27 protein-coding genes are annotated in these 25,569 nt (G+C 58.5%); 12 read left to right on the top strand and 15 right to left on the bottom strand.

All coding sequences use genetic code 11. The features are described 5' to 3' along the window. The first annotated feature begins 141 nt into the window (after nucleotides 1–141). Complete coding sequence (gene rarD / locus AC2FIC_RS15810; RefSeq protein WP_496692500.1) at nucleotides 142–1,044, top strand: EamA family transporter RarD; 903 nt, start codon at nucleotides 142–144, stop codon at nucleotides 1,042–1,044. Here rarD and AC2FIC_RS15815 read toward each other — a convergent pair. Both AC2FIC_RS15815 and AC2FIC_RS15820 read right to left on the bottom strand, forming a co-directional pair. After that, on the bottom strand, nucleotides 1,035–1,751 hold the full coding sequence (locus AC2FIC_RS15815; RefSeq protein ID WP_496692499.1) for an SGNH/GDSL hydrolase family protein: 717 nt from the start codon (nucleotides 1,749–1,751) through the stop codon (nucleotides 1,035–1,037). The genes rarD and AC2FIC_RS15815 overlap by 10 nt on opposite strands. After that, complete coding sequence (locus AC2FIC_RS15820; protein WP_496692498.1) at nucleotides 1,748–2,158, bottom strand: nuclear transport factor 2 family protein; 411 nt, start codon at nucleotides 2,156–2,158, stop codon at nucleotides 1,748–1,750. Before AC2FIC_RS15820 ends, AC2FIC_RS15815 begins: the two co-directional genes overlap by 4 nt. 60 nt (nucleotides 2,159–2,218) lie before the next feature. Here AC2FIC_RS15820 and AC2FIC_RS15825 point away from each other — a divergent pair, with 60 nt between their 5' ends. Next, nucleotides 2,219–2,902 (top strand): RluA family pseudouridine synthase, encoded by a 684-nt coding sequence (locus AC2FIC_RS15825; RefSeq protein WP_496692576.1) that lies wholly within the window; start codon nucleotides 2,219–2,221, stop codon nucleotides 2,900–2,902. A 2-nt stretch (nucleotides 2,903–2,904) separates the two neighbouring features. Here AC2FIC_RS15825 and AC2FIC_RS15830 read toward each other — a convergent pair whose 3' ends face one another. Then, a complete protein-coding gene (locus tag AC2FIC_RS15830) occupies nucleotides 2,905–3,090 on the bottom strand; it encodes a hypothetical protein (RefSeq protein WP_496692497.1) in 186 nt (61 codons plus the stop codon). A gap of 103 nt (nucleotides 3,091–3,193) precedes the next feature. Between AC2FIC_RS15830 and AC2FIC_RS15835 the strand changes: the two genes are divergently transcribed. The 4 genes from AC2FIC_RS15835 to AC2FIC_RS15850 all read left to right on the top strand — a co-directional run bounded on the left by AC2FIC_RS15835 (nucleotide 3,194) and on the right by AC2FIC_RS15850 (nucleotide 6,171). Then, entirely contained in the window at nucleotides 3,194–3,886 is a 693-nt protein-coding gene (locus AC2FIC_RS15835) for a helix-turn-helix transcriptional regulator (protein WP_271949714.1), read from the top strand. A gap of 117 nt (nucleotides 3,887–4,003) precedes the next feature. Then, nucleotides 4,004–4,675, top strand: coding sequence for a YiaD family glycine zipper/OmpA-like lipoprotein (locus tag AC2FIC_RS15840; RefSeq protein ID WP_142637036.1), 672 nt, complete (start codon nucleotides 4,004–4,006; stop codon nucleotides 4,673–4,675). Nucleotides 4,676–4,790: 115 nt separating this feature from the next. Continuing rightward, nucleotides 4,791–5,333 (top strand): NADPH-dependent FMN reductase, encoded by a 543-nt coding sequence (locus AC2FIC_RS15845; protein ID WP_496692496.1) that lies wholly within the window; start codon nucleotides 4,791–4,793, stop codon nucleotides 5,331–5,333. Nucleotides 5,334–5,382: 49 nt separating this feature from the next. Next, nucleotides 5,383–6,171 carry an HTD2 family dehydratase gene (locus AC2FIC_RS15850; RefSeq protein ID WP_496692495.1) on the top strand — a complete coding sequence of 263 codons (789 nt, stop codon included), beginning with the start codon at nucleotides 5,383–5,385 and terminating at the stop codon, nucleotides 6,169–6,171. On the opposite strand, the gene AC2FIC_RS15855 is transcribed toward AC2FIC_RS15850, so the two are convergent. Both AC2FIC_RS15855 and AC2FIC_RS15860 read right to left on the bottom strand, forming a co-directional pair. Continuing rightward, nucleotides 6,163–6,642 (bottom strand): GNAT family N-acetyltransferase, encoded by a 480-nt coding sequence (locus tag AC2FIC_RS15855; protein ID WP_496692494.1) that lies wholly within the window; start codon nucleotides 6,640–6,642, stop codon nucleotides 6,163–6,165. The two genes, AC2FIC_RS15850 and AC2FIC_RS15855, sit on opposite strands and share 9 nt — an antisense overlap. Continuing rightward, a complete protein-coding gene (locus tag AC2FIC_RS15860) occupies nucleotides 6,639–7,679 on the bottom strand; it encodes an NAD(P)/FAD-dependent oxidoreductase (protein WP_496692493.1) in 1,041 nt (346 codons plus the stop codon). Before AC2FIC_RS15860 ends, AC2FIC_RS15855 begins: the two co-directional genes overlap by 4 nt. Before the next feature lie 49 nt (nucleotides 7,680–7,728). On the opposite strand from AC2FIC_RS15860, the gene mnmC2 reads away from it, so the two are divergent. Next, nucleotides 7,729–8,394, top strand: coding sequence for a tRNA (5-methylaminomethyl-2-thiouridine)(34)-methyltransferase MnmC2 (gene mnmC2 / locus AC2FIC_RS15865; RefSeq protein WP_496692492.1), 666 nt, complete (start codon nucleotides 7,729–7,731; stop codon nucleotides 8,392–8,394). Next, the gene (locus AC2FIC_RS15870; RefSeq protein ID WP_281973084.1) at nucleotides 8,391–9,260 is read left to right on the top strand and encodes a DMT family transporter; all 870 of its coding nucleotides are present in this window, start codon (nucleotides 8,391–8,393) and stop codon (nucleotides 9,258–9,260) included. Before mnmC2 ends, AC2FIC_RS15870 begins: the two co-directional genes overlap by 4 nt. On the opposite strand, the gene AC2FIC_RS15875 is transcribed toward AC2FIC_RS15870, so the two are convergent. Continuing rightward, the gene (locus AC2FIC_RS15875) at nucleotides 9,234–11,198 is read right to left on the bottom strand and encodes a lytic transglycosylase domain-containing protein (protein ID WP_496692575.1); all 1,965 of its coding nucleotides are present in this window, start codon (nucleotides 11,196–11,198) and stop codon (nucleotides 9,234–9,236) included. The genes AC2FIC_RS15870 and AC2FIC_RS15875 overlap by 27 nt on opposite strands. Nucleotides 11,199–11,331: 133 nt before the next feature. On the opposite strand from AC2FIC_RS15875, the gene dapA reads away from it, so the two are divergent. Then, nucleotides 11,332–12,204 carry a 4-hydroxy-tetrahydrodipicolinate synthase gene (gene dapA, locus AC2FIC_RS15880; RefSeq protein ID WP_496692491.1) on the top strand — a complete coding sequence of 291 codons (873 nt, stop codon included), beginning with the start codon at nucleotides 11,332–11,334 and terminating at the stop codon, nucleotides 12,202–12,204. Nucleotides 12,205–12,211: 7 nt separating this feature from the next. Here dapA and AC2FIC_RS15885 read toward each other — a convergent pair whose 3' ends face one another. The 6 genes from AC2FIC_RS15885 to pdxR form a co-directional block, all read right to left on the bottom strand. After that, entirely contained in the window at nucleotides 12,212–13,084 is an 873-nt protein-coding gene (locus tag AC2FIC_RS15885; RefSeq protein ID WP_496692490.1) for a dimethyl sulfoxide reductase anchor subunit family protein, read from the bottom strand. Next, the gene (locus AC2FIC_RS15890; protein WP_496692489.1) at nucleotides 13,084–13,833 is read right to left on the bottom strand and encodes a 4Fe-4S dicluster domain-containing protein; all 750 of its coding nucleotides are present in this window, start codon (nucleotides 13,831–13,833) and stop codon (nucleotides 13,084–13,086) included. Before AC2FIC_RS15890 ends, AC2FIC_RS15885 begins: the two co-directional genes overlap by 1 nt. Further along, the gene (locus tag AC2FIC_RS15895; RefSeq protein ID WP_281995401.1) at nucleotides 13,830–16,643 is read right to left on the bottom strand and encodes a molybdopterin oxidoreductase family protein; all 2,814 of its coding nucleotides are present in this window, start codon (nucleotides 16,641–16,643) and stop codon (nucleotides 13,830–13,832) included. Before AC2FIC_RS15895 ends, AC2FIC_RS15890 begins: the two co-directional genes overlap by 4 nt. Before the next feature lie 87 nt (nucleotides 16,644–16,730). Next, nucleotides 16,731–17,744 carry a phosphate acetyltransferase gene (gene pta, locus AC2FIC_RS15900; protein WP_496692488.1) on the bottom strand — a complete coding sequence of 338 codons (1,014 nt, stop codon included), beginning with the start codon at nucleotides 17,742–17,744 and terminating at the stop codon, nucleotides 16,731–16,733. A 5-nt stretch (nucleotides 17,745–17,749) separates the two neighbouring features. Continuing rightward, nucleotides 17,750–19,528 carry a sulfoacetaldehyde acetyltransferase gene (gene xsc, locus AC2FIC_RS15905; protein WP_142637005.1) on the bottom strand — a complete coding sequence of 593 codons (1,779 nt, stop codon included), beginning with the start codon at nucleotides 19,526–19,528 and terminating at the stop codon, nucleotides 17,750–17,752. Between the two features lie 126 nt (nucleotides 19,529–19,654). Continuing rightward, nucleotides 19,655–21,115 carry a MocR-like pyridoxine biosynthesis transcription factor PdxR gene (pdxR, locus tag AC2FIC_RS15910; protein ID WP_282021956.1) on the bottom strand — a complete coding sequence of 487 codons (1,461 nt, stop codon included), beginning with the start codon at nucleotides 21,113–21,115 and terminating at the stop codon, nucleotides 19,655–19,657. A gap of 135 nt (nucleotides 21,116–21,250) precedes the next feature. On the opposite strand from pdxR, the gene AC2FIC_RS15915 reads away from it, so the two are divergent. Beyond that, nucleotides 21,251–21,559: an ArsR/SmtB family transcription factor gene (locus AC2FIC_RS15915; RefSeq protein ID WP_142637001.1), complete on the top strand. Its 309-nt coding sequence runs from the start codon at nucleotides 21,251–21,253 to the stop codon at nucleotides 21,557–21,559. Further along, the gene (locus AC2FIC_RS15920; RefSeq protein ID WP_496692487.1) at nucleotides 21,552–22,583 is read left to right on the top strand and encodes a permease; all 1,032 of its coding nucleotides are present in this window, start codon (nucleotides 21,552–21,554) and stop codon (nucleotides 22,581–22,583) included. The genes AC2FIC_RS15915 and AC2FIC_RS15920 overlap by 8 nt, the downstream gene beginning before the upstream one ends. Nucleotides 22,584–22,625: 42 nt before the next feature. On the opposite strand, the gene AC2FIC_RS15925 is transcribed toward AC2FIC_RS15920, so the two are convergent. Together AC2FIC_RS15925 and AC2FIC_RS15930 are read right to left on the bottom strand one after the other, a co-directional pair. Next, the gene (locus AC2FIC_RS15925; protein WP_142636997.1) at nucleotides 22,626–23,015 is read right to left on the bottom strand and encodes a hypothetical protein; all 390 of its coding nucleotides are present in this window, start codon (nucleotides 23,013–23,015) and stop codon (nucleotides 22,626–22,628) included. Between the two features lie 51 nt (nucleotides 23,016–23,066). Beyond that, a complete protein-coding gene (locus tag AC2FIC_RS15930) occupies nucleotides 23,067–23,825 on the bottom strand; it encodes a DUF1013 domain-containing protein (RefSeq protein WP_142636995.1) in 759 nt (252 codons plus the stop codon). A gap of 130 nt (nucleotides 23,826–23,955) precedes the next feature. Between AC2FIC_RS15930 and AC2FIC_RS15935 the strand changes: the two genes are divergently transcribed. After that, complete coding sequence (locus AC2FIC_RS15935) at nucleotides 23,956–24,585, top strand: ribonuclease T2 family protein (RefSeq protein ID WP_496692574.1); 630 nt, start codon at nucleotides 23,956–23,958, stop codon at nucleotides 24,583–24,585. 369 nt (nucleotides 24,586–24,954) lie between these two features. Here the strand turns inward: AC2FIC_RS15935 and AC2FIC_RS15940 are convergent, their stop codons facing one another. Further along, nucleotides 24,955–25,542, bottom strand: coding sequence for a hypothetical protein (locus AC2FIC_RS15940; protein ID WP_496692486.1), 588 nt, complete (start codon nucleotides 25,540–25,542; stop codon nucleotides 24,955–24,957). Between the last annotated feature and the right edge of the window lie 27 nt (nucleotides 25,543–25,569).

Genomic DNA, 25,569 nt, shown 5'->3' on the forward strand with positions numbered 1-25,569 from the left:
AAATTGTCGGAGCGCTGCGGCGCTCCGGCTTTGTTCTGGTCTCACATATCAAATATCCTGATGGGCCGCTTCACAGTTTTCGCGGTTCCCAAGCATGTCTGGATTACCGTAAAGACGACCGGTACCCCCCGGAGACCCGCAATGGCCAACGCAACACCCACACAGAATGCCGATACGCCAAAAGGCCTTGTTCTGGCGGTTACGGCCTATGTTTTGTGGGGGTTTTTGCCTTTATACATGAAGGCGATGGCCCATATCGCGCCGGTTGAGGTTGTGGCGCATCGTATCATCTGGTCGGTGCCTTTGGCCGGGCTATTGCTGATCGCACTGGGCCGGACGCGGGATCTGAAGTCAGCTTTGCGCGATCCCAAGATGCTGGGCATGGCCTGTCTGACGGCTGCGTTGATATCGGTGAACTGGGCGATCTATGTCTGGGCCATAGCCAGTGGGCATGCGCTGGACGCAGCGCTGGGCTATTACATAAATCCGCTGTTCAGTATCGCGCTGGGCGCGGTGCTGCTGCGCGAACCTTTGAACCGGACGCAGCTGATTGCTGTTGGGTTGGCCGCAGCCGGGGTGGTGGTTCTTGTTGTAGAGGCCGGAAGCCTGCCTTGGGCGGCGCTGGGGCTTATGTTCAGCTGGGGATTCTACGCCTTCTTCAAACGCTCACTCCCCATCGGGCCAAATCAGGGGTTCTTGCTGGAAGTGCTGATCCTGCTGATCCCCGCATTGGTTTATGTGACTTGGCTGGGGATCAACGGGACGGGGCATTTCGGGCTGGTCGCAACCGACACCATGCTGCTGGCCGGGGCAGGGGTGGTGACCGCGGTGCCGTTGCTGATCTATGCCAATGGTGCCAAACTGGTGCGCCTGTCGACGATGGGCATCCTGCAATACATCGCGCCGACCATGATTTTTGTGACTGCCATCGCGGTTTTTGGAGAGCAGATTGACCGTGGCCGCATGATTGCGTTTCCGCTGATCTGGGCCGCACTTGTGGTCTATTCGATCCCGATGATCCGGCAGATACGCGCTCAGGTCTGACGCAGCAATTCGGCAGCCTTCTGCGCCCAGATCGCATAGGCTTTGGGGCTCGGATGATAGCCGTCCGGTGCGGCCAGCGCCGGGTCATCGGGTAAATCAATGGACAGATGGCGGATTTGCGGGAAGCCGGTCGCAATCTGTTGCAGGCCTTGGTCCAGGCGGGCTGCCTGACGCCCCAGCACCCAGGCAAGCGGTTGAGGCAAGGCGGGAAACCGACCCATCTGGGGAACGGCCGTTACAACGACACGCCGGGCTCCAAGCTGGTCGGTGATCAGGTGCATCATACGGGATTGGTGTTCGACAAACCGCTTTTTAGTGACGCCACGGGTGACGTCATTGACGCCAAGCGCCGTAATGGCGGCATCAAATTGATCTGTCAGACCGTCAAGGCGTTTCAGTGTATCCAGCGTTGTATGCCCTGTCGTAGCCTCGAGCCGCCATTCGACACTGTGGCTTTTTGCTAGTTGTGCGACCAACTGCCCGGACAAAGCCTGCGCCTGGGTGCCAGCGCCAACACCTGCTGCCGAGCTGTCGCCTGCGATTAGCAACCGCAAACGCGGGCCGCGCCCTTCACGGCCTTCGCGCGGCCCGGTCGGTTCGGGCAGGAACCGCGCCTTTCGTCGAACTGAAATCCCCTGTGCCGCCAATAGTGGCAACAGCGGTAGTCTCAGAAACTGATCAGCTCCGATCCGGGCAGGCTTGGTCAACCCAAAGCGTCCTTAAAATTGATAAAGCGAGGGTCTTTTGCCACGCGTGCCATCATCTCGGTGCGCAGGGCTGCAATAGTTTTAAGTGGGCGCATGACCACTTCGAACTTTTCGATCAAGCCTTCATCATTCAGCCGGATCAAGTCCACACCAACCGCATCCAGATCACCAACCTTGCACTGAAATTCCAGCGCCCAGTCTTTGCCGTCACCCATGATCCGACGATAGCTGAAGTCCGAGAATACCTGCCCCACATGCCCTAGCAGAGCCGCCACGGGTTCGCGCCCGGCCCAGGTGCTGTAGTAGGTCGGCGGCAGAAAACGCACGTCTTCGGCCAGAAACTCGTGAATCAGACTGTCATCGCCTTTTGTGATGACATCTTTGAGTTGTTCGATTGTTGGGTGCATTGTTTCTCCTCCGAGTTGTCGCATGATTTGCTGAACTATTCAGTTCAGGCAAGCACGACGTTGCGGGAGGTTGTCGCTTGCGATAGGCAGACCCGCATGAGCGAGACCTACGATCCCCCGAAAACACCGCTGGATGTGCTGCACGAAGACGCGCATCTGATTGTGGTGAACAAGCCCTCGGGGCTTTTGTCCGTACCGGGTCGCGGAGAGCATCTGGCCGATTGTCTGTTGACCCGTGTGCAGGCGGCGTTCCCGCAAGCCCTGCTTGTGCACAGGTTGGACCGCGACACTTCGGGCGTGATGGTTTTTGCCCAAACCCCTCATGCTCAGCGCAATCTGAACATGCAGTTCGAACAGCGTCAAACTCGCAAGACTTATATTGCCCGCGTCTGGGGCATGGTAGAGTCAAAGACCGGAGCTGTTGATCTACCGTTGATTGTGGATTGGCCCAACAGGCCGCTGCAAATGGTGTGCCATGAGACCGGCAAACCTGCGGTGACGGATTGGCGCGTGGTCAAATATGAAGGCAACACTACCCGCATACGCCTGTTCCCGAAAACCGGGCGCTCGCACCAGCTGCGGGTTCACATGCTGGCGCTAGGGCATCCGATTTTGGGTGATCCGTTCTATGCAAAAGGTGAGGCACGGGCCTTCCCGCGCCTCATGCTGCATTCCGAGGAATTGCGGTTGAAAAGCCCCGATAGCGGGACGTCGATGAAGTTTCGCGCCAAGGCCGGGTTCTAGGCTCAGGCGGGATTGGTCCAAAGCAGTTTGAGATTGCCCAGTGAAAATCGTCTGACCTGTTTCCTAGGGGCGCAGGGCTGTCGGCTGGCCATGATCTCGCGTTCGATTTCAAAGGCGCGCAGGGTATGGTCCTGGGACCAGCGTCCCAGTTGCAGTGTCATCATTACGTGATTGTCGAGGCTGGGCATCAGTAATCTCCTGTGAATTGTTGAACCAGCATCCCGCATCACTCCTGACAGCGCGTTGTCAGGGGGGTGTGCTAAGGTGTCAGCAGAGAAACCGGAGTTTGCCATGCGCCGTTCGTCCCGCCTGTTTGAAATCATCCAGATTCTGCGTGCCGCCGACGCTCCGGTTACCGCTGAGATGCTGGCGCAAAAGCTCGAAGTCTCGGTGCGCACGGTGTATCGCGACATCGCGGCACTGCAGGCCCAACGCACACCGATCGAGGGCGAAGCCGGCGTCGGGTATCTGATGCGGCGGGGCTATGACTTGCCACCACTGAACTTCGACGCTGAAGAGGTCGAGGCGCTTTGGGTCGGTCTGTCAATGCTGGCACGGACCGGCGACAGTACCCTGCAGGAGGCCGCCAAACGCATTTGCCGGAAAATAGAAGGCCTGCGCGCAAGTCCCGACTGGTTGCAGGTCGCGCCTTGGGGGGCTCCGGTTGATGATCCGGCCAAGGGCTGTATCCCGGTCGTGAATTACCGCGAAGCCATCCGGGACGAGCGCAAGCTTCGCCTCACATATGTCAGCTCGCAAGACGTTCGCTCCGAACGGGTCGTCCGTCCGGTTGCCCTGATCTATCACATCGAGTGCACGATGCTGGTTGCGTGGTGCGAATTGCGCAACGGTTTTCGCCATTTTCGGACCGATCGCGTCTGGGCCTGCGAAATGGTTGACGATCATTTCTGCGGCCAAGGGCAGCCGCTGCGGGAGATCTGGCAGGAGCAGAACCAATGGGGTTCCCCTGCCGAGGCCCATTGAGCGGCGGGTATTCGCCGATATCACCTGATTGTTGCTTGAGCCTGCGGGGGGGCAGCGCGATATACTGTGCCAAACAATGGGACCCGGCAAACGGGCCTCTGAGCAGAAGGTGATATCATGACGATTTCCAAGCTTGTTGTTTCTGCTGGGCTTTGCTCGGCCTTGTTCTTGGCGGGCTGCACCGACCCCGGAACGCTGAACTTGCCCTCGGACCCCAACCAAAATACCAAACAGGGTGCGCTTTTGGGTGGGTTGGTTGGTGCCGGTGTCGGGGCCATTGCGAACGACTCGGATCCGCTTCTGGGTGCGCTGGCTGGTGGTGCAATCGGTGCAGCAGGTGGCGGCCTTATCGGCAATCAACTGGACCGCCAGGCGGCTGAGTTGCGCCAGCAGCTGGCAAATGACGGCATCACAATCGTCAACGCGGGCGACCGCCTGATTGTTACCGTCCCCAACGACATCACCTTTGACACCGACAGCTCGACCGTGCGGCCTGCATTGCGTTCTGATTTGGTCCGGGTGGGTCAGAATTTGGTGAGATATCCCAACTCGGCCGTTCAGGTCATTGGCCATACGGACAGTGATGGCGAAGCCTCTTATAATCAGGCCCTATCTGAGCGTCGGGCTAGGTCCGTGGCGGATGTTCTGCAAGCCAATGGTGTGAACGGGGCCCGTATCAGCACCATCGGATTGGGTGAGAACCGACCTGCGGCCTCGAATCTCACACCCGAAGGGAAGGCGCGGAATCGTCGAGTTGATATCGAAATCATCCCCAACGGCAACACCTGATGTGACCGGGCACCGTCTAGGTGCCCGTTATTGCACATTGACTGCGCGTCAACTGGGCTTTGGCTGGCGGTGATCAGGGGCTACCTTCTGGAAAACGCCTGAACGGAGACCTTTTATGTCCGAACCGATCCTTCTGAGCCTGTCAGGTTCACTGCGCCAAAATGCTACCAACCGAAAACTGCTTCGCGAGGCGGCGCGGCTGTTTGAGCCGGGCACTCATATCGAGGCCGATCTGAACTTGCCATTATATGACGGTGATCTTGAAGAAGGCGAAGGGGTTCCCGAGACCGTCCAGATTTTGGCGGATCAGATTGCCCGTGCGGATGCGGTCATCATTTCGACGCCGGAATATAATAAAGCGCCGTCAGGTGTGTTGAAGAATGCGCTGGACTGGGTCAGCCGCACCAAGGACAAGCCTTGGGCGAACAAGCCGGTTGCGGTGATGTCTGCCGCTGCGGGTCGTGCCGGCGGTGAACGTGCACAGATGATACTGCGCAGCTATATGGTTCCGTTCCAGACGCGCATCTTGCAAGGGCCGGAAATTCATCTGGCCGACAGTTCGAACGAATTCGACGCGCAGGGCAAGCTGGTTAACGAACGCTATGAAAACGCCCTTCGGACCTTGATGAAGAACTTGCGGTCAGAGGCCGGTTTCTGAAACTGCCGGTTTGCTTGCCCGTAGGGGGCAGGCCGCCTAATCTTGCGCTATGTCGATGGAAATTCAGACAGATGTGATGGACGCAGCCCGTGCTGGCGCGTTGCAGGTGGCGCTTGGGAAACAGGCAACTGTGAGGGGCGGCACTGCGTTGCCGCCGTTCTTTCATCACCTGTATTTCTGGACTCCGCAGCCACCCGGCCAACTTGGGCGCGACGGACATCCCAATGTCGGGGGCCTGATCCCCGATATGGGCCTACCCCGCAGAATGTGGGCAGGCGGACGCTTGGAGTTTTTCGCGCCTCTGATAGCAGGTCAGTTAGCCGAACGGCGATCGCTATGTGAAAGTTCGAGTTTGAAATCAGGACGCACCGGCCCCTTGGGCTTTGTCACGTTGCGCCACGAGGTTTGGCAGGGCGGTGCGCTGCGCCTGACCGAATGGCAGGATCTGGTTTACCGCCAAGACCCCTCGGCAGATACGGCCACCCCTCCGGCACCACTGGCCAGGCAGGATGAAACCGAACATCGCGAGCTGTCCTTCGACAGCACAATGCTGTTTCGCTACTCGGCCCTGACATTTAACGGACACCGTATTCACTATGACATCGACTATGCCCGTGATGTCGAAGGATATGCCGGGCTGGTCGTGCATGGCCCGCTTTTAGCGCAGCACCTGATGTTGTTTGCGGAAGATGTGATGGGCCCATTAGCGCAGTTTTCTTTCCGCGCAACCTCGGCATTGATGCATTTCGAAACTGCGAGCCTGTGCCGGAAGGGCAATACCCTGTGGGTGCGTGCGGCAGACGGGCGCCAATGTATGATTGCCGAAGCCTCAGCCTAAATGTTTCTGCATGGTAATCGAGGTCGCCCGGGTGAACCCGGGATGCGCCGTTTCCGCCGTTTTGACAAAGCCCATCCGGGCAAAGGAGGCATGGTTTTCGACCAATTCGACCCGTGTCTTCAGTTCCAGCGTAGCAAAACCTATTTCAACCGCCCGCGCGGATGCCAGATCGACCAGACGCTGTGCCAGCCCCTGACCACGTCGGGTTTCGTCCACAGCCAGTTTGCTCAGATACAGGCTGTCCTGTTTGGGTGTCAGAAAGACGACCGCATCCGGGCGATTGCCTATGATCCAAACCTCGTGGTCGCGGGCCTGTTGCCGAAGCGTTTCCTCGGTCAGGCGATGCATTGACGAGGGCGGGTCTATACGCCCCTCCATGAATGCAAAGCTGTGGCGGATCAGGCGTAACACCTGTGGCAATATAGGATCGTCTGGTTGCAGGCGAACTGGGGTGTTGTCGAGGGAGGTCACAAAGAAGCCTCGGGTTGAAAATCTGCGGGGATTTCATCGCGCCCTTCAAGCACCAGTTCGGCCATGACTTCTGCCACTTTGGGCGCCATGCCAAAGCCGATCTTGAACCCTCCATTGGCGATGAATTCTCCGGCGTGCAGCGGATGTGCACCCAACATCGGCGCTCGGCTTTTGCTGCGGGGTCGGATCCCGGCCCAGCGTTCGATCACTTCGGCACCGTGCAGGACCGGAACCGCCCGCGTGGCCCGATCCAGGACATCATCCAGCGCCGCATCGGTGCTGGTTGGGTCGTCATAGTCCCGTTCCGAGGTCGATCCGATGGCCAATGTGCCATCCGCATGCGGGATAATGTGAACGGCATCTGCAAACAGCTGGGAGACGTCCCCGGCATCGAACCGCAGCAAAGCCGCCTGTCCCTTGACGCCATTGCCGACCGTTTTGCCAAAGGCGTCGTTCAGTTCTAGCAGGCCAGAAAGCCCGGTGGCGTGAATGATATGCCCTTGATTGGCCGCATCGGTTTTGACCTCAACCCCCATCACCGCCAGCGCCGAAACCAGTGCAGAACATGCCCGCCTTGGGTGCATCCGGGCGCTAAGCGTGTCGTGGATTACAAAGCCGGTGGGGCTGGGAGGGCACCACGACCCGACCTCATCCATTGCAACAACGCGCCATTCGGCCCGCCCCTGCCAAAGCTCTGCGGCGGTGACCGTACGTGCATGGGCCAGATCCAGCGTGCGGCTATCTGCGATGGGCTGTAGCCTTCCCAACCGGGCATATCCGGCTGAGACGCCTCCGGTCGCCTCAACCTGTTTCCAGAAGGGTTCGGCCATGATCAGGCTTTCGAATTGAAAAGCTTTCTTGGCATTCCAATTCTCGGGCACATGTGGTGCCAAAGCCCCGACCAAACCGCCACTGGATCCTGCACCGGGCCCAAAAGGGTCAATGATCTGAACTTTTGCGCCGCGTTTTGCACAGGCCCAGGCGATCGAAAGGCCAAAAATGCCCGCGCCTCGCACCGTCACATCGACCATTGCCATTCCCCTTGTCCTTGTTCAGTGTCGCGCCGCTTAGCTACAGGATTCCCCGATGGCAGACCAGCGCGCCGAACTGACTTGGAAAGACGGGCAGATACCCGTCTCGGACCGTTTCGACGACCCCTATTTCTCGTTGCAGAACGGGCTGGAGGAGACGCGGCATGTGTTTTTGGCGGGCAATGACCTGCCCGCGCGGTTTGCGCCGGGGTTTCACATTACCGAGCTCGGGTTTGGCACCGGCCTGAATATGCTGACCGTCTGGGCCGAATGGGAAAAGGCTGGCCAAACGACCCCGCTGACATTCACCAGTTTCGAAGCCTATCCAATGGCGCCAGACGACATGTCGCGCGCTCTGGCCGTCTTTCCTGAGTTGTCCCCTTGGGCCGACCGGTTCCTGTCCCAATGGCAGGGCGGTACCTGCGATCTGGGCACCCTGCGGCTTGAGGTTATCGAGGGCGACGCGCGGTCCACCCTGTCCGCATGGTCGGGGCAGGCGGATGCGTGGTTTCTGGATGGGTTTTCGCCTGCCAAAAACCCCGAGCTTTGGGGCGCAGAGCTGATGCAGCAGGTATCCGACCACACGGCGCCCAATGGAACCGCCGCCACCTATACCGCCGCTGGGTTCGTCCGGCGCGGGCTCCAAGACGCGGGGTTCAACGTCACCCGCGCGCCGGGCTATGGGCGCAAGCGTCACATGACGCGGGCGGTCAAGCCATGACCCAACAGAACAACACTCGCGCCGGTATCGCGCTGATGATCGCGGCGACTGTGGTTTTTGCGCTGCAGGACGGTATCTCGCGCCATCTGGCCGGGACTTATAACACCTATATGGTCGTGATGATCCGCTATTGGTTCTTCGCAGCATTTGTCGTCGCTCTGGCGCTACGTGCGCCCGGCGGTATCGCGGCCACGGCCCGCACCAGCCAGCTTGGGCTGCAGATCCTGCGCGGGGTGCTCTTGGCGGGGGAAATCTGCGTCGCAGTCTATGCCTTCACCATCCTGGGGCTGATCGAAAGCCAAGCCGTATTTATCTGTTACCCCCTGCTGGTGGCGGCGCTCAGCGGACCCGTTCTGGGTGAGAAGGTCGGCTGGCGTCGGTGGTCGGCTATCGGCGTGGGATGTATTGGTGTTCTGATCATTTTGCAGCCCGGGGTGGGAGTGTTCAATCCGTGGGCGGTGATCCCGTTGATCTCGGCCCTGATGTTTGCCGTCTATGGCCTGCTGACCCGCTATGCGGCGCGGCGCGACACTACCGCCACCAGTTTTTTCTGGACCGGCATCGCCGGGGCGGTTGCCATGACGGCCGTGGGCGTGTGGTTTTGGGAGCCTATGCAGGGCGGTGACTGGCTTTGGATGGGCCTGCTCTGCCTGACCGGAGTTCTGGGACATTGGTTGTTGATTAAGTGCTACGAAATGGCCGAGGCCAGCGCCGTTCAGCCCTTTGCCTATTTTCACCTGATGTGGAGCGCCATTCTGGGAATCTCGGTCTTTGGTGAAAGCTTGAGACCCGCGGTTGTTGCAGGGGCCACATTGGTTATTGCCGCCGGATTGTTCACCTTATGGCGCGAACGACGCCAGAGTTGACCCGATCAGTTCCTCGGAAAATGGCACCGGCAACGCCTGCTGCCCCAACCGTGCGCGATACACAGGCAGGCTTTCGGCGACGCGCATGACATAGTTGCGGGTCTCGCTGAAGGGTATGAATTCGATCCAGTCGACGATATCGGCCTCACCCCGGCGCGGGTCGCCATTGCGTTTCATCCACGAGATCGGCCTGCCCGGTCCGGCATTATACCCCGCCGCCATCATCACCACATTGCCGTTGAATTCTGCTGCCAGCTCGGACAGGTAATTCGCCCCCAATTTGGCGTTATATCGCCAGTCCGAAGTCAGTTTTCCGGTTTGGTGGCTGCTTAGAATGCCCATGTTCCGGGCCACAACTTTCGCCGTCGCGGGCATCACCTGCATAAGCCCGCGCGCGCCCGCGCCGCTGATGACAACCGGGTCAAACTCGCTTTCGCGCCGGGCGATTGCTAGCGTCATTTCTTTGGCCATGGGCAGGCCCAGATCTGCCACGGGATGAACCGGGTAATACGCGGCGGGCAGGACAACGCCGGTGGTCGCGGCGCGCTTGGCGATCATCACCGCCAGATGTGGTTCGTTCAGTTCGATGACCAGATCGCCCAGTTGACTTGCCTGAACGGGGTCGAGCCCCTCAACCAGATGGGTCAGGAACCGCTCGGATAGGTTTGCCTCACCTGCGCGCAACAGCAATAGCCCCGCTTCCAGAACGCTGGAATCGGCAAACTCCGCTTGTTTCCAGTGCGGTGCCCTTCGCGGGTTTGCCAGATCGCTGTCGAAGGGGCGCCCTATCCGTTCGGCGGCAAGAAGCCCGTAGAACGAGGTCTGGTGATCAGCACCCATGGCATAGGCCTCATAAGCCTTTTCCGCATCCCCCTGCGCGGCATAGGCCCGACCTAGCCAATACCCGCCGCGTCCCTTGGAAATCGGTGACTGCACCGCGCCCGAGAAGTTTTGGAAATGCCGCACAGCCGTTGCCGGATCATTCAACCGACGCAGGGCAAGGAATCCGGAAAGCCATTCAAGATCGGCATAAGCATAGCCCATGTCCGGCGTCATATGGTGTCTAGAGGCAATCTTGTATGCGCGGCTCACATCACCGTTGCGCATCTCAAGCCGTGCCAGTCGGCGACGGCCCTCGGCCCATTTGCCTGGCTCGCCCAGAGCATCCGGGCTGGATGACCGCGCCAGCATCAGATCAATCGCGCTGTCATCCAGTTCCTTTTTATCTCGCCAGACAAAGCGGTCAAAGGCAAGCCCTGCCGATCCGGCCACGGATTCGGGAACCGCCCCTACTTTGGCATCAACACCCGGCGCACGTTTTTGCAATGCAATCCGCGCCTCGGCCAGCTTGCGCTGATCGTCATTCACCAATGGCAGCATTTGTCCTGCGCTGATCAGATGACCGTCCCACAGCATCCGGTCTAGCCGCGCCGCGTGGTGGGGTTTCAGCAATGTTTCAAAGTTCTCGATATAGTCTTTCTGCAGGCCCGATCCCATCGGCATCGTACGCCAGGCGGTTACGATATCCGCCTGCGCATCACCCTGCCGTCCCTTAGCCTTCAGCGCTACGGCGAAATTCAGCGCCCCTTCCGCCGTTTGTGGGGCAGTGCCGGCGTAGAATTTCAACACCCGGTCCGGGTCAGCCCCGGTAAAGGCGGGTTCGCTTTCGCGTCGTAACCATGCCAGCCCCGGCCAATCCGGCCTGCGGTTCAGAAATACCAGCACATCGCCCGAGCTTCCGAACCCCTCGCGCAGCCAATGCCATACGATGATGTCACGTGACACAGATCCGCGCGGGCCTGCCTCTTGCAGCGCGGCGTTCCAATCGCCCTTGCGCATTTCATACATGCCAGCGCGCAGATCGCCCACCGAGTCGGCTTGGGCCGGCCCGAAGGATGCCAGAATCACCGCTGTCAAAAGCGCCAGAACGCGTGTCATGCCTTGCATTTCCCAACCAACCAAGGATAGAGCCATTTAGGATAAACCTTGCGCCAGCGGGATCAACACACATTGCTAGGAATGTGATTGCCCAAGGCGCAAAAATTGCTAACCGCACAGCAAGGAGCGTGTCATGTTCAAAGGCTCGATGCCAGCCCTCGTTACCCCGTTTTCGAATGGCGAGTTGGATCTGGGCACGCTCAAACGTTTGGTGGAATGGCAAATTCAGGAAGGCTCGACCGGTTTGGTGCCGGTGGGGACCACCGGTGAAAGCCCAACCCTCAGCCATGAAGAACACGAAACGGTGGTGGCAGAAGTTGTCAATGCCGCAGCCGGTCGTGTCCCGGTGATCGCTGGTGCGGGCTCGAACAACACGGTCGAGGCGATCCGATTCGTTCAATTTGCGCAGCAAGTCGGCGCGAATGCCGCTCTGGTGGTGACCCCGTATTACAACAAGCCGACCCAGAAGGGCCTAATTCAGCATTTCCGCACCCTACATGATTGTTCTGATATTCCGATCATCATCTACAACATTCCAGGCCGTTCCGTCATCGACATGACGCCCCAGACGATGGGTGAGCTGGCCGAGTTGCCAAGGATCGTTGGGGTTAAAGACGCAACCGGAGATTTGGGGCGTGTCAGCCAACAGCGCGCCTCTTGCGGGCCTGAGTTTTGCCAACTGTCGGGCGAAGACGCCACGGCGCTGGGTTTCAATGCGCATGGTGGTGTGGGCTGTATCTCGGTCACGGCGAATGTTGCGCCCAAGCTATGTGCCGAATTCCAGCAGGCCACCCTGCAGGGGGATTATGCCAAAGCGCTGACTTATCAGGACCGCCTGATGCCTCTGCATGAGGCGATCTTTATCGAACCCGGTCTGGTCGGGGCCAAATACGCCCTCAGCAAGCTGGGCCTGTGCAGCGAAGAAGTTCGCTCGCCGCTGACCACGTTGGACGACAGCACCAAATCAGCCATTGACGCAGCCATGAACCACGCAGGTCTGCTGTAACCCTTCTTTACCGTTTGCCGTAATACAGACCCACGACATGCTCGGCCTGCGCAAAGAACAGCCAACGCGAAACTGCAACGCCGGCCACATGCGACAGCGCAGCCAGAAGAGCGAAGAAGTGGTTGAACGGCAGGATCAGCAGGATGACCGGCAATAGGAAGGCCAGCACAAACGAGATGACCCGCAATTTGTCCGCATGTTTCCTGCCAACCACGTGGACAAATTCGCGCAGAAGATAGTTTGTACCTGTATGTGGAGGCTCAAACGCACGCACTGCCCCGCGCTGCCCCAAACCCGTAGCGGTGCCAAGGTTTGTTCCTGAGTTCGCAAATGCCTTATCCCCTTGCCACCAGTAAAATGTCTGCGCAACGGCAGCGACCACCAACAGAGGGACGGCAAGGCTGACCTGACCGGCCAGAAGCGCGCCACCGGCAAGGCCGAAGCTCAGGAACAGAACAGGCGTCAGCTTCATGTTCCAACGCGGGATCGTCTTGAGCTGAGTGTAAATCATCGAGGTGGTGAAGATCGTCGCCAGTGAAAACAACGCGCCAAAGAGACCCAGCACACCCCAACGCTGACCAAAGATGACAGCGCCCAGCGCGTAGAGGCCCATAAGAATCAAGGCGATCACTGCGCACCAACCCTCACGGCTGAGCCAGCTTGACCGCCATTGGGTGAATGCTTTCCACGCACGTTCAGGATGGCCCAAGTGAAAGGTCGAGGCCATCAGCCCACCCACCGACAGGCCAAAGGCCATGGCATAGAATACGAAGGCCACCCACCCGGTGACATCCGGCATCCCAAGGCCCAGAAAAAACAGCAGCCCAAAGCCCAGACCGGACAAGGTGGTGAAGATAATGACGGATGGGGCCGGATGCATCAGAGCTTCTCCAGTGTCTTGTCGAGCCAACCCAGAAAGCCCTTGGGCTCTTCGGCTATCGGGGCCAGAAGGGGCGCGAGAATGTCGATCTGGTCCTCGATCTGATCTTTAGGGCGAGGTGGCAGGTATTTGTTGACGGGCTTGGTGCCCATTTCAGGCATCAGATCCATGCCACCACGTTCGGCGACCAATTTGCTGACATCGCTATCTGCGTCGCCCAGATCACCGAAATGGCGGGCTCCGGCGGGGCAGGTCCGCACACAGGATGGCACGCGGTCCACTTCGGGTATGTTCTCGTTATAGATGCGATCCACGCAGAGGGTACATTTCTTCATCACGCCCTCGGCCATATCCATCTCGCGCGCGCCGTAAGGGCAGGACCAGGCGCAAAGCCCGCAGCCGATACAGTCGCTTTCATTGACCAATACGATACCGTCCTCGACCCGCTTATAGCTGGCCCCGGTGGGGCAGACGGTGACGCAGGGCGCGTCCTCGCAATGGAGGCAGGATTTGGGGAAGTGGATCAGCTGGGCGTGACCCTGTTCGGGTTGGACCTCGTAGGAATGTACCCGGTTTAGGAAGGTGCCGGACGGGTTGCCGCCATAAGCGTCCTGATCCGACAGGGGCGCCCCGTAGTTTTCGGTGTTCCAGCCTTTGCAGGATATCACACAGGCATGGCAGCCGACACAGGTGTCCAGGTCGATGACCAGACCCATTTTCTTGTCTGTGGATTGGGGGAGCTGGGTCATTTTCCTACCTTCCACGCCAGATCTTTTGGTCCGGTGCCGACCGGTGATTTGATCGGTTTGAATTCGGGCTGGCTTTCTGCATCCGAAGGTGGCGCCGCCTTTTCGATCCTGACCTTCAGGTCGAACCAAGCCGCCTGACCTGTAATCGGATCAGAATTGGCCCAGCGCATTCCATCGCCTTTTGACGGCAGCAGTTCGTGGATCAGGTGGTTCAGCAAAAAGCCTTTGGTGGCCTCTGGTGCGTCTTCCTGCAGGGCCCAAGCACCTTTGCGTTTGCCGATGGCATTCCAAGTCCAGACAGTATTTTCATTCAGCGCGGCCATCTCCATGACCGGAACAGTAATTTCCCCGTGCGGAGACGTCACTTTGGCCCAGTCGCCGTCCTGCATCCCGTGTTCGCGCATCAGTTTGGTTGGCACATAAAGCGGGTTGCGCCCGTGTAGCTGGCGCAGCCAGGCGTTTTGGGTGCCCCATGAGTGATACATCGCCATCGGGCGCTGAGTCAGGGCATTGATTGTGAAACCTTCATTGCCCTGCTGATCGGTTTCGTACCAGATCGGCAGCGGGTCCATCGTGTCCTTGAGGCGCTGGCGCAGATTTTCCGGCGGTTGCCGGTCCCCGTGGCCTTCGGCGGCCAGCTGGAACTTACGCATCGGTTCTGAATAGAGCTGGAACAGATAGGGTTGCGGGCTGTCGTAGATACCCATCCCCACTGCCCAATCCTGATAGGCAGCGTTCCAGGGTTTGTAGTAATCCGCCCCTTCGGGGATATGCGCGACGTAGAAGCCGCCATTTTCGATGTAGCGATTTAGCTGGTCGGGGTTGACCTCGCCACGACCTTCTTTGTCGCCATTTTCGCCTCGAAACCCGGCCAGCGGGCCGATACCGGGCTTTCGCTGATGGTTAACGATATAGTCAGCGTAGTCTTTCCACTTCGGCGTACCGTCTTCGTTGGTAAAGCCTGGCAAGCTCATGCGGTTGGCCAGTTCCACCAGCACCGACTGAAAGCCTCGCACGTCGCGGTCGGGCTCGATCACCGGCCAGCGGATTGCGTCGGCGGCGGCGTCTGCCTCGCAGATCGGGCGGTCAAGCAGCGAGATACAGTCGTGCCGTTCAAGATAGGTGGTGTCGGGCAGGATCAAGTCGGCATAGGCCACCATTTCCGAGGAATAGGCATCGGAATAGATGATGTTTGGGATGACATATTTGCCGTCTTCGGTCTTGGCGGTCAGCATCTCCATCACACCTTTGGTGTTCATGGAGGAGTTCCACGACATGTTCGCCATATACATGAACAGCGTGTCGATCTTGTAGGGATCACCGGCGGCGGCGTTTGAGATTACCATATGCATCAGCCCATGGGCTGACATCGGGTTTTCCCATGTGAATGCTTTGTCGATCCGTTGGGGAGTGCCGCAGTCGTCCAGCAACAGGTCTTCGGGCCCGCGGGGGAAGCCTAGATGCGGGCCTTCCAGGGGTCTGCCGGGGCGGCGGTCGCCATGCGGGGTTGGGTGCGCCTCGACTGGTTTGGGATAGGGCGGTTTGAAGCGGAAACCGCCCGGAACTTCGACCGTGCCGAGGATGATCTGCAGCACGTGCAGCGCGCGGCAGGTCTGGAACCCGTTGGCATGGGCCGAGATGCCACGCATGGCGTGGAAGCTGACCGGGCGACCGATCATCTTAGCATGGGTTTCGCCGCGGAAATCGGTCCATTCCTGATCCAGCTCGATCGCCTCATCAAAGGCGACGCGGGCGATTTCCGCCGCGATGGCGCGAATGCGACTGGCCGGGATGCCACAGCGGTCAGCCACGGCCTCAGGGGCGTGCTCGTCGCTTAGGTATTTCTCGGCCATCAGGTGGAAAACCGGGCGATGGGTGACGCCGTCCTTTTCGTAAGTAGCCGACAAGTCCGGGCGTACGCCCGGCTTGTCGAACGCAGTGAGTTCGCCTGTGGCCCGGTCGATCACCAGCGGTTTGCCGTCACTATCGCGCAAGAACAGACCTTTGTCGGGGCCTTCGGATGCGTTCACCAGAACAGGCGCGTTGGTATAACGGCTGAGGTAATCCAGGTCGATCTTGCCGGCCTTCATCAGCACATGGATCAGCGACAGGATGAACAGCCCGTCGGTGCCGGGCGTAATCCCGACCCAGTCATCGGCGACGGCGTTATAGCCTGATCGAATCGGGTTCACACCGATCACCCGTGCGCCGCGTGCCTTGATCTTGCCGATGCCCATCTTGATCGGGTTGCTGTCGTGGTCTTCGGCTACGCCGAACAGCATGAATAGCTTGGTGTGGTCCCAGTCGGGCTGGCCAAACTCCCAAAACGCGCCGCCCATGGTGTAGATGCCGCCTGCGGCCATGTTGACGGAACAGAAGCCGCCATGGGCCGCATAGTTTGGGGTGCCGAAATTCTGAGCCCAGAAGCTGGTGAAGCTTTGGCTTTGGTCGCGACCGGTAAAGAAGGCCAGCTTTTGCGGCGCTGTCTCGTGCAGCTCATTCATCCAGCCGACGGCTGTGCTGATCGCTTCGTCCCACTCGATCTCGCGGAACTCGCCCGATCCGCGCGGGCCGACACGGCGCAGCGGTTTGCGTAGGCGCGACGGCGCGTTGACCTGCATAATGCCTGCGCTGCCCTTGGCGCACAGAACGCCTTTGTTCACCGGGTGGTCTCGGTTGCCCTCGATATAGGCGACCTTGCCGTCTTTCATGTGAACGTTGATGCCACAGCGACAGGCGCACATGTAACAGGTGGTCTGCCGGATCTCGTCCGAGACTTTGGGCGAGGTGTCAATCACTGGCTGGTTCATAGGCGCCCCTGTAGTTTGCAGACTGGTATTCCCCCGAGCATTGCCGGGAACCGGAATAAAATTTGTTTTTCACGGACTTGTCGAGACTTATATTCCGTTTTCGCCATGTTGCGCTTGAACAGCAGTCACGGCGATCATGTGAAGGATGTCCTCTGCCGTACAGCCGCGCGATAGATCATTTGCCGGCTTGGCCAGGCCTTGTAGGACTGGCCCGATTGCCTCAACCCCTCCGATGCGCTGTGCGATCTTATAGCCCAGATTGCCCGCATTCAGGCTGGGGAAGACAAAGACATTCGCTTCGCCCTTCAGTGGCGAATCCGTCGCCTTTTGCGCCGCAACCTCGGGGACAAAGGCGGCATCGAACTGCAGCTCTCCGTCGATCAGAAGGTTCGGATCTTTTTCGCGTGCGATCCGGGTTGCCTCGACGACCTTGGATACTTTTGGATGTTCGGCGCTTCCCGAGGTGGAAAAAGACAGCATCGCCACACGCGCCGTGTTTCCAGTCAAAGCTGAATAGGATGCGGCTGATGCGCGGGCAATTTCCGCCATTTCTTCGGCGTTTGGATCCACCACCAGGCCACAATCGGCAAAGATGCGCGCGCCTTTGACCTCGTGATGATCCTGACAGAACAGCATGAGAAAAAAACTGGATACCATTGTTGTACCCGGCGCTGTTCCGATGATCTGCAACGCCGCGCGAACTGTGTCAGAGGTGGTTTCAACCGCTCCGCCCACGGTGCCGTCAGCGATACCCTGATGCACCAGCATGGCGGCAAAGGTCAGCCGGTTGGTGATCTGTTGCCCTGCCTCTTCAAGGGTCATGCCCTTGTGCTTGCGGCGATTAAACAGCGCTTCAGCCAGTTCCGTGGTGATTGAGGAATGCGCCGGGTCAAGAATGTCTATCCGAGTGGGATCAAATCCTTCATGCGCATCCAGAAGGGCCGAAATTTTGGCCCCGTCGCCGATCAGGATGATCCGTGCAATGTCCTCTTTTACGGCCCTGACCGCACCTTCCACGACGCGGGGATCATCGCCCTCTGACAGGGCGATGATCTTGTCCGACGCGCTGGCCGTCCCAAGAATGGCGCGCAGCGGTTTCACGCGGATTATACCCCGGCCTGCGGTTCCATGTCGTCATTGCTGATGCCTGCCACCGCGACCGGTTTCTTCATTGCGTCCCGACGGAACGGCTCGCCCAGTTCCTGGTTGATCATGGCTTCGATCAGCGTGGTGATCCCATTCTTCTGATCCTCAATGGCCTGATTCAGGGCTGCAGTCAGCTCATCCTGTGTGCGGGCCACGACACCTTTCAGGCCACAGGCCTGAGCGATACCGGCATAGGACACTTTGGTGTCCAGTTCGGTTCCGACAAAGTTGTCGTCGAACCACAGGGTCGAGTTGCGCTTTTCAGCACCCCACTGATAGTTGCGGAAAACGATCTGGGTGACTGCGGGCCATTCATCGCGGCCGATTGCGGTCAGTTCGGTTACAGCAATACCAAAGGCGCCGTCACCCGAGAATCCAACGACAGGCACATCCGGGCAACCGATTTTGGCACCCATGACAGATGGCAATCCGTATCCACAGGGGCCGAACAGCCCGGGGGCCAGATATTTGCGGCCCGCTTCAAAGGATGGGTAGGCGTTGCCGATGGCACAGTTATTGCCGATGTCGGACGAGATGATCGCCTCTTTCGGCAGGGCTGCCTGAATGGCGCGCCACGCCATGCGCGGGCTCATCCAGTCGGGCTTGGCTGCACGGGCGCGTTCGTTCCAGGTTGTGCCCGGATCGTCCTGCTCGTGGTCCATCGAAGTCAATTCCTGCGCCCAGCGTGACTTGGTTTCCGCAATCTTCGCTTTGCGTGCATCGCGTCCTTCGTCACCTGCGGTGTCCGACAGCTGTGCCAGGATATTGGTTGCAACGGTGGCTGCGTCGCCAACAATACCGACAGATACCTTCTTGGTCAGGCCAATGCGGTCGGGGTTAATGTCAACCTGAATGATCTTTGCATTCGCCGGCCAGTATTCCATACCATAGCCAGGAAGAGTCGAGAACGGGTTCAGGCGAGTGCCGAGACACAGAACCACGTCTGCTTCTTTTATCAGCTCCATACCGGCTTTCGAGCCATTGTAACCCAACGGGCCAGCAAACAGCGGGTGCGAGCCCGGGAAGGCGTCATTGTGCTGGTAGCCAACACAAACCGGGGCGTCCAGACGCTCGGCCAGTGCTTTCGAGGCTTCGATGCCGCCAGCGGACAGAACCGTGCCCGCGCCGTTCAGGATGACAGGGTTCTTGGCATCCGACAGCAGCGCGGCGGCTTCGGTAACGGCTGATGCGCCGCCAGAAGGCAGTTCAAATTCAACTACGGCAGGCAGTTCGATATCGACAACCTGAGTGAAGAAATCACGTGGAACATTGATCTGTGCCGGTGCCGAGGCGCGCTTGGCTTTGGTGATAACGCGACTCAGAACTTCGGCCATCCGCGAAGGGTCGCGTACTTCTTCCTGGTAGCAGACGCAGTCTGCAAACATGCGCATCTGTTCCATCTCCTGGAAACCGCCCTGACCCATGGTCTTGTTTGCGGCCTGCGGGGTTACCAGCAGCAGCGGGGTGTGGTTCCAGTAGGCGGTTTTGACGGCAGTAACAAAGTTGGTGATCCCGGGTCCGTTCTGCGCGATCATCATCGACATTTTGCCGGTGGCGCGTGTGTACCCGTCAGCCATCATCCCACCCGAGCCTTCGTGTGCGCAATCCCAGAAGGTAATGCCAGCTTTTCCAAAAATATCCGAGATCGGCATCATCGCCGAACCGATGATCCCAAACGCATGCTCGATCCCGTGCATCTGCAGAACTTTAACAAAGGCCTCTTCGGTGGTCATTTTCATCTGATTTGTCTCCGCGGATTTGTGGATGAAGCCGGACGATCAGCCCAGCCTTTGGGTACGGTTGTGGCCCAAGGGACGGAATGGCGTTAGGTCCAAAACGAAATGCGGATTAGGTCCAGACGCGGGCTACTGCGTTTGGATGGCATCCGCGATCAGCTTCACGCCCGGAGCGATGCGGTCGGGCGCGATGGATGAGTATCCGAGCCGGTAGAAGTTCTGTGGCCTATCCGGCCCTGCGAAAAACGGTGCACCAGGCTCGATGTGAACGCTTTGGTTTTGCAGGCTGCGCGCCAGCTGGGACATGTCGACATGTTCGGGAGCGGACATCCACATCGAAGATCCGCCCATCACACCGCGCCCCGCCACCGACAGCCCGTATTCGTCGATAGCCTTGTCCATTGCATCCCGCCGCTTGGACAGCTCTTTGGACATGCGCCTGATCTGAGCATCGTAATGTCCCAGAGACAGAAAATACGCTGCAGTGCGCTGAATGTGGCCCGGCGGGTGGCGCAGCACCAAAGAGCGCAGCGCGCGCGCCTCGCGGATAAATGGCTCGGATCCAACCATGTAACCAAGGCGCAATCCAGGGAACAGCGATTTTGAGAAGCTGCCCACATAGATGACACGTCCATCCCGGTCCATGGACTTCAGCGCGGGTGAGGGCGCCCCGAGAAACGCCATTTCGAATTCATAGTCATCCTCGACCACCATTGCGTCCAGATCCCGGGCACGATCCAAAAGTTGGCGGCGGCGGGTGATCGGCATTGTTGCGGTTGTCGGGCTCTGATGGCTGGGCGTGGTGAAGATGACATCCGTTTCATCGGGCAGCGCCTCGGGTGGCAGGCCATCCTTGTCCACGCCAATGGGTACGACTGCGCAGTCCCAATGGTTCAACAGGCTGCGCAGCGCATAGTAACAGGGGTCTTCGATGACGGCGGTGTGATTGTGAGTCAGCAGAATGCGCGACGCCAGCCAAAGTGCGTTCTGCGCCCCCAGTGTGATCAATATTTCTTCGGGGCGTGCCGAGATTCCACGGCGGGGCAGAGTGTGGCGGGCGATGAACTCGATCAGCAACGGATCGTCCTGATCGACATAGTCGCGGGTCAGCGATTCGAAATCCTTGTGCCCCAATGCCCGCACTGCACATAGCCGCCAGTTGGCATGATCGAACAGGGTTCGGTCCGCCTGACCATAGATAAAAGGATAGGTATAGTCCCGCCAATTCCAGGGCTTGGGCAACACATCTGAATCTACAAACCGGCGGGCCAGCGCCTTGTCCCAATCCACGGTCTCAGTGCCCCGTTGGATGGGCGTGTATTTAGGCGGTACTGGCGCATTTTCCGACACATAATACCCAGATCGGCCCCGGGCCGTCAGGTAGTCATTGGCCAACAGCTCGGTATAAGCCAATGTCACGGTGATCCGGCTGACACCCAGATGCGAGGCCAGTTTACGCGACGAGGGCAGTTTTTCTCCGACATGGAAACGGCCTGACAGGATACCTTCTGCAATCATTTGCTGAATCTGGGCCTGCAAGGTGCCTTGCCCATTCAGCTCTAGAAAGAACGTATCTACTGAAATCCCCATAAGACCTTATAGAGTGGCCTTATTGATTGAGCAATCTGGACTTACGTCCTTTTCACGAATTCTGATCAGAATTTGTTGACGGCGCCTTTCCATATCTCTATATAACTAGAAATCTAGTTTATTGGAGTTGTGGATATGTGGGAAACCGCTGCAGCAGGATTTTCGGCGATGGGGTCAGAGGCGCGACTGAAAGTCCTCAAGACACTCGTTCGCGCCGGAGAGGCCGGGCTGACCGTAGGTGAGATCCAAGAGAGGACCGGCATCGCCCCGTCGACGCTGGCCCATCACCTCCGGTTTCTTGCGGCCGGTGACGTTGTCGAACAGGAAAAGATCGGGCGCACCACGATCAACCGTGCCCGGTATGACCATCTCAGAAACCTCGCGCAGTTCATTCTGTCGGAATGTTGTGCGGACGAAACTGGAAAGGCGGCAAACGATGGCTGACCTTACTCAGAGCCCTCGGGCTCCGTTCAAAACCGTCTTCGACCTGATCAAAACCCCATGGGCGGTGATTGTCGCCATTCTGATCGCGGTGGCGATACTCGACCCAGGCAATCTTACCGAGGTGATAACATTTGCCGGTAAGGCACTGGCCCATACCGGCCAATATATTCTGTTTGCTGTGCTGCTGTTGTCATACCTCAAGGCCACCGGTGCCGAAGTCATGGTGGCCCGAGCCTTTGAAGGCCGCGAAACGCGGATGATCCTTTTGGCTGCCCTGTTTGGCGGGTTGGCCCCATTCTGTTCCTGCGAGGTCATCCCGTTCATTGCTGGTTTACTGGCGCTTGGGGCGCCACTGTCTGCGGTTATGGCGTTCTGGCTCAGCTCTCCGCTGATCGACCCGCCGACGCTATTGATTACGGCTGGCGCATTGGGATGGCCCTTTGCTATCGGAAAAGCCATAGCCGCAGTGGCACTTGGCCTGTTTGGCGGATTCGTCGTGCGCACCATGACGCGCAGCGGTGTGTTGACTCAACCTTTGCGGAACTACCAACCAGCTGGATGCGGCAGTTGTGGACCTAAGCAAGAGGACAAACCGGTTTGGAAATTCTGGCATGACCCTGCGCGCCGGAATAGATTTCGTAGCGAGTTTTTTCGGAACGGCCTGTTCTTGTTGAAATGGCTGGCGCTTGCCTATGTTCTCGAGGCGTTGCTGATCAATTATGTACCCGCTGATCTGATCGCACGCGCGGTCGGAGGAGACGGCGTGTTGCCCATAATCATCGCGGCACTTGTTGGGATGCCGGCCTATCTGAACTCATACGTCGCGCCGCCGCTATTGGCAGGTCTGATGGAGCAGGGGATGAGCGCCGGGGCAGCAATGTCCTTTATGATCGCGGGTGCGGTCAGCTCGATCCCGGCCATGGCTGCGGTATGGTCGCTGGTCAGGCCGAAAGTGTTTGCGACCTATCTGGGCCTGGGGATAGTCGGCGCAGTGATCGCAGGAATCATCTTTCAGATGATCTGAAGGAAAAACCGCCCGGTGTGGACACCGGGCGGTTTTGCTTTGTCAGCTTGCTTCGCAATAACGCGGAAGTTTGAAGCGATACCTTGGTTCGCCACTTTCCACATAGACCCGCTTTTCGACACAGGCGCTTTGGCCGACGGTCTGGGAAATCGGGGCCTCGGTCGAAGTGATCGACGTCGCGGACCCGTCGGGTAAACGTACCGAGGCAATCACCCCGTTCTTGAGGTCGCCGTTGATAGCGGTGGCGGACAGAACCGGGACGGTCATGAAGGCTTCGTGTTCATGCGTGCCGTCGTCGTTCAGCAACAGCAGGGCTGCGGCAACTGCGATAACGCCTACGACACCGAACACGAGCAGGCCCCAGGTTCTTAGGAAGGCATAGATTGTCACGGCGCGGTGTGGGCCAAAAATGGCAGACAGTATGTTCAGCATCAGAGTCTCGTCAAAAAAGCCCCGGCCAGTTTGACCGGGGCTGTCTGCGTATCAGAAACGCGGATCGCTTTCGTCTTCATCCTCGGCCTCGCCTTTGGGCAAGTTGAAGAAACTGTCGGCGTCGATGATCGGCTCTTCTTTCTCCTCGGGGGAGTCATCAGACAACGAGAAGGTCTCGAGACCCTCGATCGCCGTTGGAATTTTGGGCGCTGCGTCCATTTCCAGTGACTGCTCGGTCGAAACCAGCTTGCGGCGTTCATCATCGCTCATGACGCCACCTTCAGCAGCTTTCTTGGCGGCGGCTTTCTGCACGATTGCGTCCAGCTCGGACTGTTTACACAAGCCCAGAGCGACGGGATCAATCGGTTGCATGTTCGAGATGTTCCAGTGCGTCCGTTCGCGGATCGACTGGATGGTCGGCTTGGTGGTGCCAACCAGCTTGGCAATCTGACCGTCGCTGAGTTCGGGGTGGAACTTGACCAGCCACAGGATCGAGTTCGGACGGTCCTGACGCTTGGACAGCGGGGTATAGCGCGGGCCACGACGTTTTTCCTCGCCACTGGCAGCGGGGTTGAACTTGAGCTTCAGCTTGTGCAGCGGGTTGCCCTGCGCCACGTCAATCTCTTCCTGCGTAAGCTGGTTGTTGGCGATCGGGTCGAACCCTTTGACGCCAGCGGCCACATCGCCATCGGCGATGCCCTGCACTTCCAACTCGTGCATTCCTACGAAATCCGCGATCTGCTTGAAGCTGATCGTTGTGTTGTCTACTAGCCATACGGCTGTTGCCTTGGCCATAAGCGGTTTTGCCATCAGCCCGTCTCCTATGCATACATCTTTCCCGTCGCCGGAATTCGGCGGCCCCGTGATCTTGGGGCAGGTTTCCGTTGTCGGGGAACTTGGGCTGTATATAGTCGCGGCAGGGCAAGAAGGGAAGAGGCGAATGCGCTGGCTGGTTCTATGGGTTTTTAGTGCAATGACGGCGCTGGCCGAGGGTGAAAAACCGGGCGCGTTCGACTACTATGTCCTGGCGCTGAGCTGGTCGCCGAACTGGTGCGCGCGCGAAGGCGACGCGCGTGGGTCGGATCAGTGTGATGTACGGCATGATCACGGCTGGATTCTACACGGGCTTTGGCCGCAATTCCATCAGGGCTGGCCATCTTATTGCCGCACGGCCGAGGCCTCGCCGACGCGGACTATGACCCGTGAAATGGAAGATATTCAAGGCAGTTCCGGCCTTGCCTGGCATCAATGGAAGAAGCACGGCACCTGCTCGGGCCTAAGCGCTTCGGACTATTACACCTTGTCGCGGCAGGCCTATGGGTCGGTCGAGCGTCCAAAGGTGTTCCGCCAGTTGGACACATCTGTAAAACTGCCCGCATCTGTCGTGGAAGAAGCGTTTCTAAAGGTCAATCCGGGGCTGGAGCGCGACATGATCACCGTCACCTGCAAACAAGGCTATATCGAAGAGGTGCGCCTGTGCCTGTCCCGCGATCTTGAACCGGTGCCTTGTGGCCGGGATGTGATCAAGGACTGCGCGGCCAAAGACGCGCTTTTTGATCCGATTCGATAGAGGGTTCGGATGGCAGTCGCGCTAACGAATGCGCGTCTTGAAAACACGGTCGCTTCCAGCGTGTCATAGCCCAGCCGCACGACCGGGAGGTCCTGATAGATCGACTGGATGAGGCACCCGTGTCCTAGCGCGGGGCCATCATGATGTTCCAGCCGTCGACAATGCCTTTGTCGGCGAGGTCCTGCACGAGCGCCGCGGTGGCAACAGTGAAGGTGGCGAGGGTGAGGGCGAGAAGGCGGGTCACTGATGCTCCCAGGACGAATAATTGAAAGGCTTTCATTGTCAGATTCTAGCCAACAGAGGCCAAAAAATCATCAGGAGGTAGAAAATTAGATTTGGGAGGTTTTGCTGCTTACTTAAGATGCACTCTCAGAGCTTTAGGACTTCGCATTTCTTGCCATCAACGCGAACGCGGTACTGAATCGCATCAGCTTCAATCTCAAAAATGTGAACAAGGTAGCCAAGGTAGAGTGTGTCTGGACTTTCCGATATTTGATCGCTTCTTGGCATCTGTTCCAAGCTTTCGTTGTCTCCAATATGCCTAACTCGATAACTCAGAAGCTCAATAGTTTTGGGCATACCGCCAATATCGTCCATCACCGCCTCTACAGCGAGGACAGACGCTCCGTGACGAGCGAGTAGCACCGGTCGACCAAAAAACTTCTTAATTTTCTTCGCAATTTCCCCCCAACTTTCAAGGTTCTCGTTTATGGGCTTCCCCAGAAAAAAGGCGCTCAGCAATAAAGTCCAAACCGGGACAGTGGAAGTTGCAATAATTGTCAAAAACGCTGGGATGTCGGCGCCCGGCCCAACGTTTGCCTCGATGAAGTCGGCAGAGAACTCGGTCTCGAGATCGCGCCTGTATCGTTCGCTTTCCTCCCAACTTTCTTCGGAATCTCCGTAAGTTTCATCAATCACAACTACGAAAATTTGTTGTTCGTCTTCTTTGGGCTGCATAAATACTATTCCAAAAAACTATTTCAG

This window comes from Ruegeria sp. CDSC079 (assembly GCF_059610505.1).